Origin of the sequence: Myxococcus faecalis, assembly GCF_050039385.1 — a bacterium.
GTDB lineage: Bacteria > Myxococcota > Myxococcia > Myxococcales > Myxococcaceae > Myxococcus > Myxococcus fulvus.
This window is the reverse complement of record NZ_CP144336.1, coordinates 2,950,054-2,965,224: the sequence shown is the minus strand read 5'-3', so window position 1 is coordinate 2,965,224 and position 15,171 is coordinate 2,950,054. Positions and strand designations below refer to the sequence as shown.

At 71.2% G+C, this 15,171-nt stretch carries 14 protein-coding genes; 7 read left to right on the top strand and 7 right to left on the bottom strand.

Going from position 1 to position 15,171, the window contains the following annotated elements:
- Positions 1-906, bottom strand: a complete 906-nt coding sequence (locus VZQ01_RS11675; protein ID WP_046711496.1) for a LysR family transcriptional regulator — start codon at positions 904-906, stop codon at positions 1-3.
- Between the two features lie 137 nt (positions 907-1,043).
- Entirely contained in the window at positions 1,044-1,337 is a 294-nt protein-coding gene (locus VZQ01_RS11670) for a hypothetical protein (RefSeq protein ID WP_426747847.1), read from the bottom strand.
- Positions 1,338-1,413: 76 nt separating this feature from the next.
- On the opposite strand from VZQ01_RS11670, the gene VZQ01_RS11665 reads away from it, so the two are divergent.
- Positions 1,414-2,511, top strand: coding sequence for an MJ1255/VC2487 family glycosyltransferase (locus VZQ01_RS11665; RefSeq protein WP_223784858.1), 1,098 nt, complete (start codon positions 1,414-1,416; stop codon positions 2,509-2,511).
- Between the two features lie 20 nt (positions 2,512-2,531).
- Here VZQ01_RS11665 and VZQ01_RS11660 read toward each other — a convergent pair whose 3' ends face one another.
- Together VZQ01_RS11660 and VZQ01_RS11655 are read right to left on the bottom strand one after the other, a co-directional pair.
- Complete coding sequence (locus VZQ01_RS11660; protein WP_223784859.1) at positions 2,532-3,581, bottom strand: SDR family NAD(P)-dependent oxidoreductase; 1,050 nt, start codon at positions 3,579-3,581, stop codon at positions 2,532-2,534.
- A 21-nt stretch (positions 3,582-3,602) separates the two neighbouring features.
- The gene (locus tag VZQ01_RS11655) at positions 3,603-4,073 is read right to left on the bottom strand and encodes a TlpA disulfide reductase family protein (protein WP_141332529.1); all 471 of its coding nucleotides are present in this window, start codon (positions 4,071-4,073) and stop codon (positions 3,603-3,605) included.
- 162 nt (positions 4,074-4,235) lie between these two features.
- Here VZQ01_RS11655 and VZQ01_RS11650 point away from each other — a divergent pair, with 162 nt between their 5' ends.
- The 3 genes from VZQ01_RS11650 to VZQ01_RS11640 all read left to right on the top strand — a co-directional run bounded on the left by VZQ01_RS11650 (position 4,236) and on the right by VZQ01_RS11640 (position 7,733).
- The gene (locus VZQ01_RS11650; RefSeq protein ID WP_223746428.1) at positions 4,236-5,354 is read left to right on the top strand and encodes an aminotransferase class I/II-fold pyridoxal phosphate-dependent enzyme; all 1,119 of its coding nucleotides are present in this window, start codon (positions 4,236-4,238) and stop codon (positions 5,352-5,354) included.
- A gap of 168 nt (positions 5,355-5,522) precedes the next feature.
- Complete coding sequence (locus VZQ01_RS11645) at positions 5,523-6,407, top strand: hypothetical protein (RefSeq protein ID WP_223746429.1); 885 nt, start codon at positions 5,523-5,525, stop codon at positions 6,405-6,407.
- 21 nt (positions 6,408-6,428) lie between these two features.
- On the top strand, positions 6,429-7,733 hold the full coding sequence (locus VZQ01_RS11640) for a choice-of-anchor X domain-containing protein (protein ID WP_426747846.1): 1,305 nt from the start codon (positions 6,429-6,431) through the stop codon (positions 7,731-7,733).
- A gap of 86 nt (positions 7,734-7,819) precedes the next feature.
- On the opposite strand, the gene VZQ01_RS11635 is transcribed toward VZQ01_RS11640, so the two are convergent.
- Positions 7,820-8,875 (bottom strand): hypothetical protein, encoded by a 1,056-nt coding sequence (locus VZQ01_RS11635; protein WP_426747845.1) that lies wholly within the window; start codon positions 8,873-8,875, stop codon positions 7,820-7,822.
- 303 nt (positions 8,876-9,178) lie between these two features.
- On the opposite strand from VZQ01_RS11635, the gene VZQ01_RS11630 reads away from it, so the two are divergent.
- Entirely contained in the window at positions 9,179-9,925 is a 747-nt protein-coding gene (locus VZQ01_RS11630) for a PP2C family protein-serine/threonine phosphatase (RefSeq protein ID WP_194869534.1), read from the top strand.
- Between the two features lie 149 nt (positions 9,926-10,074).
- On the top strand, positions 10,075-11,901 hold the full coding sequence (locus VZQ01_RS11625) for a methyl-accepting chemotaxis protein (protein WP_223746431.1): 1,827 nt from the start codon (positions 10,075-10,077) through the stop codon (positions 11,899-11,901).
- A gap of 163 nt (positions 11,902-12,064) precedes the next feature.
- Here VZQ01_RS11625 and VZQ01_RS11620 read toward each other — a convergent pair whose 3' ends face one another.
- Positions 12,065-12,826, bottom strand: coding sequence for an SDR family NAD(P)-dependent oxidoreductase (locus tag VZQ01_RS11620; RefSeq protein WP_223746432.1), 762 nt, complete (start codon positions 12,824-12,826; stop codon positions 12,065-12,067).
- A gap of 126 nt (positions 12,827-12,952) precedes the next feature.
- Between VZQ01_RS11620 and VZQ01_RS11615 the strand changes: the two genes are divergently transcribed.
- Complete coding sequence (locus VZQ01_RS11615; protein ID WP_223746433.1) at positions 12,953-14,134, top strand: acyl-CoA dehydrogenase family protein; 1,182 nt, start codon at positions 12,953-12,955, stop codon at positions 14,132-14,134.
- 78 nt (positions 14,135-14,212) lie between these two features.
- On the opposite strand, the gene VZQ01_RS11610 is transcribed toward VZQ01_RS11615, so the two are convergent.
- Positions 14,213-15,103: a DUF2058 family protein gene (locus tag VZQ01_RS11610; RefSeq protein WP_267697705.1), complete on the bottom strand. Its 891-nt coding sequence runs from the start codon at positions 15,101-15,103 to the stop codon at positions 14,213-14,215.
- Between the last annotated feature and the right edge of the window lie 68 nt (positions 15,104-15,171).

The following is a 15,171-nucleotide window of genomic DNA, read 5'->3' as shown; positions in this document are numbered from 1 at the left end:
TCAGGCCTCCTCGGTGGCGGGCAGGTTCGCCGCCGCCTTGAAGGCCTCCAGCACCGCCGCCGAGGCGCGGTCCAGGTACTTGCCCTTGCGGATGAGCAGGCCGATGGGCCGCGACACGGGCCCCTCCGCGAAGGGCTTGGCCACCAGCGAGCCGCCCTTCACCTCGCCCTGCGCGGTGGACACCGGGAGGATGGCCACGCCCAGGCCCATCTCCACCGCCCGCTTGATGGTCTCCACGTTGTCCATCTCCATCACCGGGTTGATGTCGATGTTCTTCTCGCGGAAGAGCCGGTCCAGCGCCTTGCGCGTGGGCGCCTCGCGGTCGAACGCGATGAAGGGCACGCCCGACAGCGCCGTGAGGCTCACCTTCGCCTTGGAGGCGAACGCGTGGCCCGGCGCGCACACGACGGCCAGCTTGTCGTCGCGGAAGGGCAGGATGTCCACGCCCGCGCGCGGCTGCGGGTACGCGACGATGCCAATCTCCGCCGCGCCCAGAATCACGTCGTCGTAGACCTGGTCGTTGCGGCGGTAGTTCAGCCGCATGTTGACCTTGGGGTGCGCCTTGAGCAGCTGCTTCTGCACCGCGTTCAATTCGTGCAGACCCACCGAGTAGATGGTGGACACGGTGCTCGTGCCGGCCACCTCCGTCGCCTGCTCGCGAATCTCCTGCTCCACCTCCGCGAAGCGGGCCAGAATCTCCTTGCAGCCGCGGAACAGCCGCTCACCCGCCGGCGTCGGCGTCACCTGCCGGGCGCTGCGCGACAGGAGCTTCTGCTCGTAGCGGTTCTCCAGCGCGCGAATCTGCTGGCTCACCGCCGACTGCGTGACGTGGTTGAGCTGCGCCGCTCGCGAGAAGGAGCCGGTCTCCACCACATCACAGAACATTTTCAGGGACTCGAGCTGCATGGCCGCTCCCTACTCCCGAACCTAATGGCCTGGCCACTATTAATTAGTCAGCCTACGTCACACCGCCAAATGAGCTAACCCTTCAAGTCGGCCGGCTGTCGGGCGAAAGAAGGACGAGGGCCCCGGAGGGCTGGTGCTCAGGGCGCCTGGGGCGGGACGGGCGGGCGACGACGCACCAGGACGAAGAGGGCGCTGCCCAGGGCGACGAGGGCGCCGCCCGCGAGGCTCTGGAAGCGGCCCAGCTCGTGTGTGGCCTGCTGGAGCAGCTCGCACTCGGGTCCGGACAGCCCCGTGCACTCCAGCGTGCCGAACAGGCCCCGCAGGCCCGCGGCGAAGAGGCCCAGGCCGCCGAGGAGCAGACCTCCGGCCAGGCCCAAGGCGGCGGCGCGTGGCAGCGAGGGCTTGGGGGGCGGCGGCGGAGCGGAGGGCATGGTGGGTGGGTAGCTATAGCCGTGAGCGGCGGGCGGGCTCAACGGGCGAGGGGCAGGCCGCGTATGCTCGCGCACCATGCGAATCCTCTACGGTGTCGTCGGCGAAGGCATGGGCCATGCGACGCGCTCCCGCGTGCTCCTCGAGGAGCTCACGAAGAAGCACGAGGTCCACATCGTCGTCTCCGGGCGGGCCCAGGACTACCTGGCCAAACGCTTCCAGAACGTGCACGGCATCTGGGGGCTGACCTTGGCGTACGAGGGCAACTCGGTGAAGAAGTGGCAGACGGTGCTGCAGAACCTCACCGGCGCGGTGAAGGGCTGGCCGCAGAACGTGCGCCAGTACTTCGAGCTGGTGGACGACTTCAAGCCGGACGTCGTCGTCAGCGACTTCGAGTCCTTCAGCTACCTGTTCGCGCGCACGCACCGGTTGCCCGTCATCAGCGTGGACAACATGCAGGTCATCAACCGCTGTCAGCACGAGCCGTCGCTGCTGGCCGGGTACGAGGACAGCTTCGAGACCTCGCGCGCCATCGTGAAGGCGAAGCTGCCGGGCGCCTTCCACTACCTGGTGACGACGTTCTTCTATCCGCCCGTGCGCAAGCGCCGCACCACGCTGGCCCCGTCGATCCTGCGGCCCGAAATCATCGAGGCGAGGTCGGAGCCCGGCGAGCACCTGCTCGTCTACCAGACGTCCACCACCAACACCGCGCTGCCGGACATCCTCAAGGCCGCGGGCATCCCCTGCCGCGTGTACGGGCTGCGAAGGGACCTCACCGAGGACCTGGTGGACGGCAACCTCACGTACCGGCCGTTCAGCGAGAAGGGCTTCATCGACGACTTGCGCACGTCCCGCGGCGTGGTCGCCAGCGGCGGCTTCACGCTGATGAGCGAGGCCGTCTACCTGCGCAAGCCCGTGCTGAGCATCCCGCTGGAGGGCCAGTTCGAGCAGATCATCAACGCCCTGTATCTGGAGAAGCTGGGGTACGGGATGTACGTGAAGACGCTGACGGTGGACGCGCTCAAGGAGTTCCTTTCGCGCGTGCCGCGCTGCCAGCAGGCGCTCCAGGGCTACGAGCAGGAGGGCAACACGAAGATGCTCACCGCGCTCGAGGAGCAGCTCGCCCTGGCGTACGAGCACCGGGGGCACTGGGCCATGGAGATGGCCCAGGACTGACGCCCCGCGCGGCGCCCCTGTCAGTGCAGGGGCACGTCCTGGTTGTTGTTGCGCTCCGCGGCCCTGCGCGACAGCTCGGTGAGCCAGGAGCGGGTGAGGGGCGTCTGGCTGTCGACGCCCCGGTGGGCATCCTGGCTGCTGCTCTGCGGAAGCAGCCTGTTGGCCCAGGCGAGCAGCGTGGCGGTGAGCTCGGGCGCGAGCGCGCGGCCCACCGCGCCCAGCTTCGCGGCCGCGCCCACCAGCACCTCCGCGTCGCCCCGACGGCAGCCGTCCAGGATGAGGCGCGCGGAGCGCTCGGCGCTCACGGAGACGCCGGGCAGCGAGTCGCTGATGGAGAACCACGCGTACTCCGCCTCGTGCTGGCCCTTGAAGCGCGCGTTGAGCGGGCTGCCGGTGCGCATGAGGCCCGGGCACACGGTGGTGACCCGGATGCCGTCCTGGCGCAGCTCCGCGCGCAGTCCATCCGACAGGCCCACCAGCGCGAACTTGCTGGCGGAGTAGGGCAACAGGTGCGGCACGCTGAGCCTGCCGCCCACGGAGGCGATGTTGACGATGCGCCCCTCGCGCCGCTGCTTCATCGCGGGCAGCACCGCGAGCGTCGTGTACAGGGGGCCCCACAGGTGCGTGTCCACCGCGTCCTCGAAGTCCTCCACCGTCATGGACTCCATCGGCCCCACCTGGATGGTGCCCGCGTTGTTGATGAGCACGTCCACCGCGCCCCAGTGCTCCAGCACCGCGCCCACCATCGCCTCCACCTGCACGGAGTCGCGCACGTCGCACGGCAGCGCGAGCACCTCGCCGCCCTCGCGCTCCAGCTCCTCGAGCGCCCGCTCCAAGGACTGCGTGTCGCGGCCGCACAGCGCCACGCGCGCGCCCTCGCGCACCAGCTGGCGGCAGAGCACCAGCCCCAGCCCGCGCGAGCCGCCGGTGACGAGCACCGTGCGCCCCTCGAATGAATAGCGCGGGCGTCTGAGGAGCCCGCGCAGCCCCAGCGCCGCGCCGATGCCGGCCGCCGCCAGCGTGCCGGGGGTGAAGCGCGCCGCCGTCCTGTTCTTGCGCCAGTCCGCCATGAGGTGACCTCCGGGAAGCCTTCAGGGCGCGGGAGCCGCGGCCGAGGTGTCGTACTGGGTGAAGCGCTCGAGCAGCGGGCGCACGCGCCGGGCCGCGTCCTTGCCGCACAGGTGGTGGCGCAGCCGCCCGTCCGCGTCGAAGACGAGCCACGCGGGCGTCTGCTTCACGCCGTACGCGCGGGCCATGGAGCCGTCATCCACGGCGATGGGGTAGACCAGCCCGTGCTCGCGCGCGAAGGCCTCCACCGCGTTGGTGTCGCGCAGCTCGCTGGCGGAGTGGGTGACGTCCACGCCGATGACCTTCAGCCCGCGCGGACCGAACTCCGCGAGGAAGCGCTGCAGGGACGCGAAGTCGTTGGCGTCCGCGTCCTCGGCCAGCGAGAAGAAGTGGAGGAGCACCGGCAGCTCGTCCAGCTCCGAGACGTGGACGGGCGCGTTGATCCACCCGCCATCCGGGTCCAACAGGGTGAGGGGAATGTCATGCGTGGGCATACGGGCTCCCGCGAAAGGGGCTGGGACTTGAGGGACGCTCCTCAAGCTATGCATCCCCCAACGCCCGCCCGGACCGGGGTGCCAGCCGCCTGCCCGGAGCAGAACGTCCGGAGCGGCTGTCGCTGGACGGCAGGCCCTCCGAGAGGGCAGACAGTCGCTCTCATGCGCATCCCCGATTTCAAGCTGGAGCGGTACTTCGCGCGCTGGGAGTTCGCCGCGCCCTATACGCTGTGCTCCTCCGACATCGAGGGCTGGAAGATGAAGGAGCTGCTGGCGCTCGCCGACCCGGACGCGCTGGGGCGCTGGGAGGCGCTCACGCTCGGCTACACGGAGGCCCCGGGGCTGCCCGCGCTGCGCGACGAAATCGCCACGCTCTACCCGGGCCTGTCGTCGGACGAGGTGCTCACCTTCGCGGGCGCCGAGGAGGCGGTGTTCATCCTGATGAACGTGCTCTTGGGTCCAGGCGACCACGCCGTCGTCACCTGGCCGGGCTACCAGTCCCTGTACGAGGTGGCGCGCGCCACCGGCGCCGACGTGACGCTGCTGCCCCTGCGCGAGGAGGACGGCTGGGCGTTCGACGTGGAGGCGCTTCGCCGCGCGCTCACGCCGAGCACGAAGCTGGTGGTGGTGAACTTCCCCCACAACCCCACCGGCGCGCTGCCGGACCTGGCCACGTTCCAGGCGCTGTGCGCGCTGTGCGACGAGCGCGGCATCCACCTGCTCTCCGACGAGGTGTACCGGCTGCTGGAGCACGACGCGTCGGCGCGGCTGCCCGCGGCCGTGTCGCTGTCGCCGCGCGCCTTCAGCCTGGGTGTCATGTCCAAGGCCTTCGGCCTCGCGGGGCTGCGCGTGGGGTGGCTCGCCTGCCGCGACGTGGACGTGCTGCGCCGGTGCATGGCGTACAAGGACTACACGACCATCTGCAACAGCGCCCCCAGCGAGGTGCTCTCCCTCATCGCCCTGCGCGCCAAGGAGCGCGTGCTGGCGCGGAGCCGCGCGCTGCTCGCCTCGAACCTGGCCCTGCTGGACGACTTCTTCGCGCGCCACGCGGACACGTTCCACTGGGTGCGTCCGCGCGCCGGCAGCGTGGCCTTCCCGCGGCTGCTCCGAGAGCAGCCCGTGGCGCACTTCACCGACGCGCTCGTCCAGCGCGAGGGCGTGCTGCTGCTCCCCGGAGACGTCTATGACTTCCCGGGCAATCACTTCCGTCTCGGCCTGGGGCGCACCAGTCTGCCCGAGGCCCTGTCACGCCTGGAGCGCTTCGTCTCCGACACCCGGTGAGACAACACACGTGTGACAGAGGACGACGCATTGCGTCAGGTTTTGCGCCGGGTTCACGGTTTCCGTGTTCTCGACCTTTTACACCCCGAGACTCTAGAGTGGACGCTCCCCTGTCCGGTCCCCCACCCGACGGGCAGCTCCCCCACTCCGAGCCGGAGGCGTTCCACGATGAAGAAGCTGATGGGTACGGCGGTTGCCGCAGCAACGCTGTTGTTCGGTACGCAGGCCTTCGCGACCGACTACACGCTGTGGATTCACGGACGCAACGGTGGAACCACGCAGGCGGGCAACTACGCCGACTTCAGCTACTGGGGACCGGCCGGCACCGCGGCGGGCGTGAACAAGAAGGCGGTGAACTGGAACGGCAAGGAGCGCATCGGCGGGCAGAACGCGCGCATCCGCGACGCGCTCGACTGCTTCTGCACGGGCAACAACTGGTGCTACATCGCCGTGCACAGCGCGGGTGATTTGCAGATTGGCTATGCGCTCGCCATGTATGGGACGAGCCAGCGCACCAAGAAGAACGCGTCGCCCAACGCGAGCGGCGTGTGTGGCAACACGGACGGCTCCACCCAGACGGGCTGGAACATCCGCTCGGTGCGCGTGGCGTCCGGCGCCGGCGGCGGCAGCGAGCTGGCGGACCTGGGCGAGTGGGCGGTGAGCGAGCCGCTGGTGAGCGACCTGGTCACCACCACGGCGCGCACGATGTACAACCACAACGTCACGGCGGACGTGAAGTTCTACATGTACGCGGCCTCCAAGGGCACGCTGTACTCGGGGCTCCTGCCGGGCCAGGACGACGAGGCGGTGGCGTACCACTCGACGGGCGGCGTGTCGGGCAGCGCCGGCAGCTCGCTGTGCAACCCCGGTGACTGGTTCTGCGGCGGCACGCTGACCACGGGCACGGGGAAGACGAGCAACGGCCTGGCCAAGTGGCTCAACCACGACGTGAAGCTGCGGGACGACGGCGAGTCGTTCAATCACTACGCCAACGGGAACTGGGGCGGCATCGTCGCCAAGGTTCGCGAGGCCGTCGTGGCGGAAGCGAAGTAGGGACGTCGCCGCGAAGCACGCATGATGCCCGCCCGCCCTGAGTCCGCTCGTGTCTCCCTCCCGCGCCGTCTCGGGGGGGGCTTCGTGGTGATTGCGTTGGCGCTCGGAGGCGCGGCGTGGTGGCGATGGAGCGTGAGGTCCGGGCAGGGGGACGCTGACGTGGCGTCCGCCACTGCGCAAGCCGCCTGGAGGGGCTCGCCGGCCGGCCCCGCGTCCAGGATGGAGCGCATCGGTGACGGCGTGGGGCTGGCACAGGGGCCGTCGCCGAATGCGCAGGGCACGCACGTGTCGGTGGTGAACCTGGAGCAGCGCGAGCGCCTGGCCCGGCGGGAGCTGTGGGCCGAGCGACTGGCGCGGGCGAAGGAGACGCTGGAGTCGTACGTGGCCTCCACGCGATATCCGCCGCAGTCCCGCTCCATCCGCGACCATCCGGACCAGGTGGTGCTCGCCGAGCCGGAGCGCACGCGTCCGCTGAGCCGCGAGCACACCGACGTGCAGCTGCGGCTCAAGCAGGACCGGGTGTTCGTGGTGGGTGACGAGGTGGTGCTCTTCTCCGTGTCCTGTGAGGACGCGCACCGCGCGCCGAGGCCGTGCGAGGTGCTGTCCGCCACCGCGCGCGAGGCCGACCACATGCCGGGCGCGGGGGGCATGCCCGCGGTGCCGGTGGCCTTCACGGACGACGGCGCGGCGGGTGACGCGCTCGCCGGGGATGGCGTCTTCACCGGGCGCTTCCAGCCGTCGAAGCAGGGCTTCCCGCTGTACTCGGGCACGCTGCGCGTGGACGTGCAGGTGCGCTCGGGGCGCGCGGAGGGGTCGGCGTTCCTGGACATCCTCTACACGCCGACGCCGCCCGCGGTGCTCACGGGCAGGGTGCGCGAGGTGGTGGAGGATGGCTCGCTGTCCTTGTACCTGGGCATCGACGTGCGCAAGGCGGGGCGGTACGTCGTCGCCGGTCGTCTGGACGACGAGAGCGGCGAGCCCTTCGCGCACGTGTCCTTCAACGAGGAGCTGAAAGAGGGTGCGCGGGAGGTGAAGCTGACCGTCTTCGGCAAGCTCGTGCTCGACGACGCGCCCACGTTCCCGCTGCAGCTGCGCGACGTGGAGGGCTTCCTGCTCAAGGAGTCCGGAGACCCGGACCGCGAGCTGATGGCCACGAAGCGTGGCTATCTGCACACCACCCAGGTGTATCCGTCGTCCGTGTTCTCTCCCTCGGAGTGGCAGGGTGAGCAGCGCCTGCGCTACATCGACGAGTACCAGCGCCAGGTGGACGAGGCCCAGCGGGAGTACGACGCCACCTTCGAGGAGCCGAGCGAGAAGCGGCCTTGAGGGAGGGACGGGCCTGCCGCGAACGGCAGGCGTCGCCAGCGGCCCGGTGGGCTCGAGGCCGCGCGTGACGCGGCGGTTCGCGAGCGTCAGGTCGAGGTCGGCTCCGTGCCGCGCTCGGAGGCGGAGGGCTCGCCCGGGAGGTCGGCCTGGGCCACGGCGGGCTCGACGAAGACCGACTGCTCCGTGAGCGACGCCACCTGCTGCGAGAGCGCCTCGGCCGAGGCCTCGGTGACGACGCCCGGCGAGGCAAACGAATCAAGCGACGTCGCCGTGTCGACGGGCCGCGCGTCCGGCTGGAGCTCCACCGACTCCGCCACCACGTCCACGCCCTGCGCGCTCATCGCCGCGCTGACGGGCACGCTGGCCGCCGCGGGGTTCGCCGCGAGCGAGCCCATGACGCCCGCGAGCGCCGCGTCCCCCGGGCCGATGTCCTCCGGCACCATGTCGCCCAGGTCATCCAGGTCCGCGAGGAACTCGCTCGGCCCCGCCGGACGCACCGACGCGTCCATCCACTCCGCGGCCGCGTACCTCCCTGCGTCCAGCCCATCCGCGCCGCCCACCGCGTCCTCGAACCCGTCCATGTGCAGGTCGAGCGCCGGGTGCACCGGCCCCCACGCGTTGCCCGGCGGGTCGAGCATGGAGAGCAGATCCTCCGGCGCATCCACGCTGGGCGAGGACGTGTCCAGGTTCTGCAGCTCCCACGCGGCCTCGTCCGGCGACAGGATGTCCGAGGCATCCGGCACGCTCGCGCCCCCGCGACGCGACGACGGCCCCACCGCGTTGCCCGAGTCGCGAGGCGCGCCCAGCGACGAGGGAAGCTGCGAGCCCAGGCGCTGCGCGTAGCGGGGCGCGGCGGCCTCGAAGGAACTCTCCCCGGAGAAGACGCGCAGGGCGGCGTGGTCCAGCTCGCGCGTGTCGCCCGGCTCCATGTCCGCCGACTCCAGCGAGGCGAGGAGCGCGTCGGCGCCGTCCGCGCCGTCCACCTGGAAGTCGCTCTCGTCGGAGAACCCCCGGCGCACCTTCTCCACGGCCTCGAGCGACTCGCCAGGCTTCGTGGGCGCCACGGAGCCCACGTCCGCGTCCAGCGACGTGCGCCGCAGGGACGACAGGATGCTCGAGGACAGTCGGCGGATGGATGTCATCTGTCACCTCCCGGGACGCACGACGGGCTGCATCCGTATTGTCGGTTCTCCCACGGAGAAGTTGCCAGGGGACGGGGGGAGCGCGCCCATCACCTGGGGGGTGCACCCCCCTTGGGCTGGTCAACAATCGCGAGCCCCGGGCGCTTGCAACGTCCGCCAGCGAACGAGTGCGGGGCGCGCGCCGAGGTCCCCTGGCACTCAGGTCCCAGCCGTCACACAAAGAGAGGTATCCGTAGTGGGTGCCCACCTGGGGATGGGCGCTGGCCTCCCGCTTGCTGGGGGAGGGCCCGAGGAGGCGGTGTCATGCTGCGTTTCGAGAGCGCGGGACAGACCCATATCGGTCGCCGGCCCCACAACGAGGACTCCTACTGTGTCCTGCCGGAGCTGGGGTTGTACGTGGTGGCGGACGGGCTGGGTGGGCAGGAGGGCGGCGAGGTCGCCAGCCGCTGTGTGGTGGATACCTTCGCGGGCCTGGGCCAGCGATGGGAGCGGGAGCACGAGGCGGCGTGGCCGGAGGTGGCCGACCCCCGGCGCACGCGCGAGGAGAACCTGTTGGCGGCGTGCTCACAGCTCGCCCAGGCCAACCTGCGGGCTCAGCGGGTGGGCCGGCTGGCGGAGATGGCCTCCACGGTGGTGGCGCTCGCGGTGGGGCGGGACGGCGCGGCGGTGGTGCACGTCGGCGACAGCCGCCTGTACCGCCTGCGGGGTGGCCAGCTGGAGTCGCTCACCCGCGACCACTCGTTCATCGAGGAGCTGCGCGACGTGGGCATGGAGCCCCCCGGCGGCGCCTCCAACTGGCGGCACCTCATCACCCGGGCGCTGGGCACCGACAACGCGGAGCCCACGCTCCAGCGGCTGCATGCCCAGCCCGGCGACGTCTTCCTCCTGTGCTCGGATGGCCTCTACGAGCCGCTGGGCCTGGAGGGGCTGACTCGCAGGCTGTGTCTGTCCTCGGCGCGTGAGGTCTGCGACGCGCTGGTGGCGGATGCCTTCGAGGCGGGGGGCAAGGACAACATCACCGCCGTCGTCCTGCGCGTGGCCGACGCGTGAGAACACGTCAGTGAAGGTGGGAGGGTCAACCGGGGGCTCCCGGGTCATCCTCGCCTTACTGCGAAATCCCCGGATGTTGCGGTAGGGTGGGCCCTCCCGGTGGCGCTCCCATCCGGGGCCCTTCCCCCTCTCGTCCGACATCGCAGCGCATGACGCACAGCCTCGCCGCTCGTCTGACCGCCGCCATCACGCTGGTCATCCTGGTCCTCACCGCGCTGTGCGTGACGTTCACGGGCGTCGTGCTGCGCTCCCGGATGGACACGGAGCTGGCGCATTCCCTCACCCAGGACGAGTCCGCCTGGAGCCGGCTGGTGGCCCAGGAGGGCCGCACGCTGCGGGTCCTCCTGCGCAGCGCCGCGGCGAACGCCCGGCTGCGGGAGTTGTTGTCCGGGCCCACGTTGGACTCCGCCGCGCTCCAGGCGTTCGCCAAGGAGCAGCAGGCGCTGGTGTCGGTGGAGCTCTTGCTCATCACCCGGCCCGAGGGTGAGCTCGTCGCGGGCTCGTACGCGGGCGCGCTGCCCGCGCTCGTGGGGATGGTGAAGTCCGGCACGCCGGGCGTGCTGTTCGTGGGGGAGACGCCGTACTGGGCGGTGTCCCGGCCGGTGGAGGTGGACGGGCGCGGCGTGGGGCACCTGGTGCTCGGCAGCCGGTTCGACGACGCGCCGCTGAAGGACCTGCGCAACCAGCGGGGCGTGGAGCTGGTGCTGCACGCGGGCTCGCGGCTGGTGGCGCGCTCGGTGGACACGGTGTCGCCGGAGGCGCTGCTGGCGGCGGTGGACGCGGCGGAGGGGGAGGGACGGGTGGAGGTGGAGGACGTGAGCTTCCGCGTGGCGCGTCAGCCGGTGGGCGCGGGGCTGGAGCTGGTGCTCGCGCGGGACGAGAGCACGGAGGCGTCGCGCTTCACCACGGCGGTGGTGCTCATCGTCGGGCTGGGGTTGTTCACGGCGCTGGCGGCCGGCGGCATCATCTTCCTGTTGGTGCGGCGGATGACGGGCCCCTTGCGGGAGCTGACGGCGGCGGCGGCGCGGGTGGTGGCGGAGGGCGACTTCCGGGGCACGCTGGAGGTGCACTCGCGGGATGAGATTGGTCAGCTGGCGTCGTCCTTCGCGGAGATGATGGTGCAGCTGCGCTCGCTGCTGATGGCGCTGAAGGGCTCGGCGGAGCAGCTGGAGGCCGCGGCGTCGCAGCTCACCGACTCCGCGACGGTGCAGAACGAGGCGGTGTCCCAGCAGGCGGTGGCGCTGCACGAGACGCAGCTGGCGGCGCAGCAGCTCCAGGAGAGCTCGCGCGCGGCGGCGAAGCGGGTGGAGACGATTCAGCGCGAGGCGGAGAAGGCGAGCGGCTTCGGTCAGGCGGGCGAGGCGGCGGTGTCCGGCAGCGTGGGCGGGCTCACGCACATCCGCTCGCATGTCGAGCAGATCGGCCGCACCATCTCCGAGCTGCATCAGCGCACGCGGCTGGTGGGCGACATCACCCGCACGGTGAAGGACCTGGCGGACCAGTCCAACGTGCTCGCGCTCAACGCGTCCATCGAGGCGGCGCGCAGCGGGGACCAGGGCCGGGCGTTCTCGGTGGTGGCGCGCAACATGCGCTCGCTGGCGGACCAGTCCGCGGGCGCGACGACGCGGGTGCAGGGCATCCTGGGCGATATCGGCCGGGCCATCTCGGACGCGGTGCGCATCAGCGAGGGCGGCGCGCGCGAGGTGGAGGGCGGCCTGGAGCAGGTGCGCGCGGCGGGTGAGAGCCTGCGCTCGCTGGCCGGCATCATCCAGAGCAATGGCCAGACGGTGAAGAGCATCTCGGACGCCGTGCGCCAGCAGGACGCGGGCATCGCGGAGCTGTTCGCCGCGCTCAGCTCCATGGCGGACGTGGCGGACCAGATTGTCGACCGCATGGCGGAGAGTGAGCAGGCCGCCATCCAGCTCTCCGCCGCGTCGGGCGAGCTGTCCGCCATTGTCGGCCGCTACCAGATCTGAGCGGCCCGTGGGCCCGTTGGGCGGGGCGAGAGGCTCGCCCCTGGCGCTCGCAGCGAGAGGCGTGGTGCTCTGCTTGGCGAGGCGTGGGCGAACTTCGGACCGCGTGATGCTCGACGGCCCTCCAGCCCCTCGTGAGTGAACGAGGGGCCGAGGCGCGGGCGCTTCAGCCCAGCTCGCCGCCGTCGATGGCGTGCGCGGCGCCGGTGATGGCGCCCGCGGCGTCCGAGGCGAGGAACAGGCACAGCGCGGCCACCTCCTCCGGCTGGACGATGCGGCCCATGGCGTTCATCGACGCCAGCGCCTCGCGCGCCTGCTCTCCGCTGCGGCCCGTCGTCTGGGTGATGGCCGCCGTGGCGTTGGAGAACATGTCCGTCTCCACCCAGCCCGGGTTCACCGCATTCACCGTGATGTTCTTCTTGGCGTACTCCACCGCCAGCGCGCGCGTCAGGCCCAGGAGGGCGTGCTTGGAGGCGCAGTACGCGGACGTGTACTTCATGCCGCGCACCGCGGCCATGGAGCCGATGTTGATGACGCGGCCGCCGCCCTCCTTGGCCATGGCGGGCATCAGCTCCCGGCAGAGGATGAAGGGCGCCGTCACGTTGATGGCCATCACCCGCGCCAGGTCTTCGGTGCGCGTCTTGGTGAGCGGCGCGGACACGGTGATGCCCGCGTTGTTCACCAGCACCCGGGGCGCGCCCTCCGCGAGGATGGTCTTCGTCGCGGCCATCAGCGCGTCCTCGCTCGCCACGTCCACGACGAGCGGCCGGACGCCCTCGCCGCCCTCCTTCGCGAGCGCCTCGAGTGCATCCGCCGCGCGGGCCAGGGCCCAGACGCGATAGCCCTCACGCGCGAAGGACAGCGCCACGGCGCGGCCGATGCCCCGGCTCGCACCCGTCACCACCACGGTCTTCTGGGTCGTCGTCATGGCGCGCGAGCCTAGCGCCCCCGGCGTCGACAAGGGGCACGTCTTCACCTGCGTTTCGCAGCCCGTCAGTGCCAACAAGCCCTCGCCCCGTTTGACGCTCCCCGAGGCGGGCACTAGGACGGCGCCATGGCACGTGCGGACATCACGGACTTGTTCCGGCTCGACGACCTGCTGTCCCCCGAGGAGAAGGCCGCGCGCGACACCGTGGCCGCCTTCGTGGACCGCGAGGTGCTCCCCATCATCGGCGGACACTTCCGCGACGGCACCTTCCCCGTGCACCTCATCCCCCAGCTCGCGGAGATGGGCGTGCTGGGCGCGAACCTGCACGGCCACGGCTGTGCGGGGATGAACACCGTCAGCTACGGCCTCATCCTCCAGGAGCTGGAGCGCGGTGACTCGGGGCTGCGCTCCTTCGCGTCCGTGCAGGGCTCGCTGTGCATGTTCCCCATCCACGCGTACGGCAGCGACGAGCAGAAGGAGCGCTTCCTGCCGGCCATGGCGCGAGGCAGGAGCATCGGCTGCTTCGGCCTCACCGAGCCCGACTTCGGCTCCAACCCCGGCGGCATGCGCACCCGCGCGCGCAGGGACGGCGACGGCTACGTCCTCAACGGCACCAAGACGTGGATTACGAATGGCGCCATCGCCGACGTGGCCATCGTCTGGGCGAAGACGGACGACGGCGGCCCCGAGTCCGTCCGCGGCTTCCTCGTGGAGAAGGGCATGCCCGGCTTCAGCGCGCGGGACATCCCCGGCAAGTTCTCCCTGCGCGCGTCGATTACCAGCGAGCTGTCCTTCCAGGACGTGCGAGTCCCCGCGCGCAACGTGCTGCCCGGCGTGGTGGGCCTGCGCGGTCCGCTGTCGTGCCTCAACAACGCGCGGCTGGGCATCGCCTTCGCCGTCACCGGCGCCGCCATCGCGTGCTTCGAGGGGGCTCGCGAGTACGCGCTGTCACGCGCGTCGTTCCACGGCAAGCCCGTGGCCGGCTACCAGCTCACGCAGGAGAAGCTGGCGGACATGCTCCAGGACATCGTGAAGGCGCAGCTGGTGGGCCTGCGCGTGGCGCGCCTCAAGGACGAGGGCAAGGTGACGCCCGTCATGGTGAGCCTGGCCAAGCGCAACAACGTGAAGAGCGCGCTGGAGATTGCCCGCGTCGCGCGGAGCATCTACGGCGCCAATGGCATCACCGACGCGTACCCGCCCGTGCGCCACATGCTGAATCTCGAATCGGTCTTCACCTACGAGGGCACCCACGAGGTGCACACGCTGGTGTTGGGCAAGGCCATCACCGGCCTCGACGCGTTCGACTGAAAGGCCTCCGCGCCAGGCACCTCCCCTCGTTCCGTTGGGAAGAGGGGAGGGCCTCGTGCGCTTCGCGGGGGCCTGACGTCAGCCCTGGTTCTCGCCGCCCTCGGGCTTGGGCGTCTCGGCGGACGCCTCGGCCTCGGCGGGGGGCGCCTCGGGGGCGGCCTCGGCCTCGGGCTCGTCGGAGACCTCGGGCGCGGTGCCAGCGGCCTCCGCCGCCTGCTGCGCCTTGAGCTCCTCGTCGTTCATGAAGCCGATGGGGCTGTCCTTCCGGTTGAGGAAGCGCACCGCCTTCTTCGAGAGCGCGAACATCTGCTCGGCCGCCGCGGCCGGCACTAGCGCGTGCTCGATTTGGGCGGGGTCCGGACGCTCCACCACGCCGAGCTCGCCGTCCTCCAGCCGCTTGGCCTGCTCCGGCGTCAGCTCCATCCGGCGCAGCTTGCCCTTGCGGGTCATGAAGTAGAACGCCGTCTCGCCCGGCTCCTGGGCCACCTGCGAGCCCATCACCAGCTCGCGCAGCGCCTTGTCCAGCTCCACCTGACGCTTGGACTCCGCGCGCTGGTAGGCCTTGGAGCCCGGCATGGGGGGCAGCTTCGGGATGGGCCGCTCGGGCGGAGCGGAGGAGGACGGCCGGCCGTGCTGGGGGGCGCCGCTGGGACGGAAGGAGCCACCGCCGCCACCGCCGCTGGGACGGAACGAGCCGCCGCCACCGGGACGACCGCCACCCGGCCTGCCACCGCCGCCACCGGGACGACCGCCACCCTCGCGGGGAGGCCGCTCCTCACTCCGCGCCGGAGGACCCCCGGATGTCCGGTGGTCATCACGTCGGGGTGGGGGACGGTTTCCGCCTGGACGTCCGCCGTCCTGGGACGAGGGCCTCCGGGCTTCCGCCTGGCTGGCCGCCGTATCAGCCTTCTTGGACTGTTCCTCGGTGACGAGGCCCGCCTTCAACAACTTGTCGCGCAGGTTCTGCATGAGATGGGCGTTCTATCCCTTGCACGGCCGCACGCAAGCCGCAGCTTGCCGCTCCTGTACGCGCCACG

What these genes read in the sequence shown, in the direction of transcription:
- VZQ01_RS11675 (WP_046711496.1), bottom strand. Translation starts at nt 906, where the DNA reads ATGCAGCTCGAGTCCCTGAAAATGTTCTGTGATGTGGTGGAGACCGGC.
- VZQ01_RS11670 (WP_426747847.1), bottom strand. Translation starts at nt 1,337, where the DNA reads ATGCCCTCCGCTCCGCCGCCGCCCCCCAAGCCCTCGCTGCCACGCGCC.
- VZQ01_RS11665 (WP_223784858.1), top strand. Translation starts at nt 1,414, where the DNA reads ATGCGAATCCTCTACGGTGTCGTCGGCGAAGGCATGGGCCATGCGACG.
- VZQ01_RS11660 (WP_223784859.1), bottom strand. Translation starts at nt 3,581, where the DNA reads ATGGCGGACTGGCGCAAGAACAGGACGGCGGCGCGCTTCACCCCCGGC.
- VZQ01_RS11655 (WP_141332529.1), bottom strand. Translation starts at nt 4,073, where the DNA reads ATGCCCACGCATGACATTCCCCTCACCCTGTTGGACCCGGATGGCGGG.
- VZQ01_RS11650 (WP_223746428.1), top strand. Translation starts at nt 4,236, where the DNA reads ATGCGCATCCCCGATTTCAAGCTGGAGCGGTACTTCGCGCGCTGGGAG.
- VZQ01_RS11645 (WP_223746429.1), top strand. Translation starts at nt 5,523, where the DNA reads ATGAAGAAGCTGATGGGTACGGCGGTTGCCGCAGCAACGCTGTTGTTC.
- VZQ01_RS11640 (WP_426747846.1), top strand. Translation starts at nt 6,429, where the DNA reads ATGATGCCCGCCCGCCCTGAGTCCGCTCGTGTCTCCCTCCCGCGCCGT.
- VZQ01_RS11635 (WP_426747845.1), bottom strand. Translation starts at nt 8,875, where the DNA reads ATGACATCCATCCGCCGACTGTCCTCGAGCATCCTGTCGTCCCTGCGG.
- VZQ01_RS11630 (WP_194869534.1), top strand. Translation starts at nt 9,179, where the DNA reads ATGCTGCGTTTCGAGAGCGCGGGACAGACCCATATCGGTCGCCGGCCC.
- VZQ01_RS11625 (WP_223746431.1), top strand. Translation starts at nt 10,075, where the DNA reads ATGACGCACAGCCTCGCCGCTCGTCTGACCGCCGCCATCACGCTGGTC.
- VZQ01_RS11620 (WP_223746432.1), bottom strand. Translation starts at nt 12,826, where the DNA reads ATGACGACGACCCAGAAGACCGTGGTGGTGACGGGTGCGAGCCGGGGC.
- VZQ01_RS11615 (WP_223746433.1), top strand. Translation starts at nt 12,953, where the DNA reads ATGGCACGTGCGGACATCACGGACTTGTTCCGGCTCGACGACCTGCTG.
- VZQ01_RS11610 (WP_267697705.1), bottom strand. Translation starts at nt 15,103, where the DNA reads ATGCAGAACCTGCGCGACAAGTTGTTGAAGGCGGGCCTCGTCACCGAG.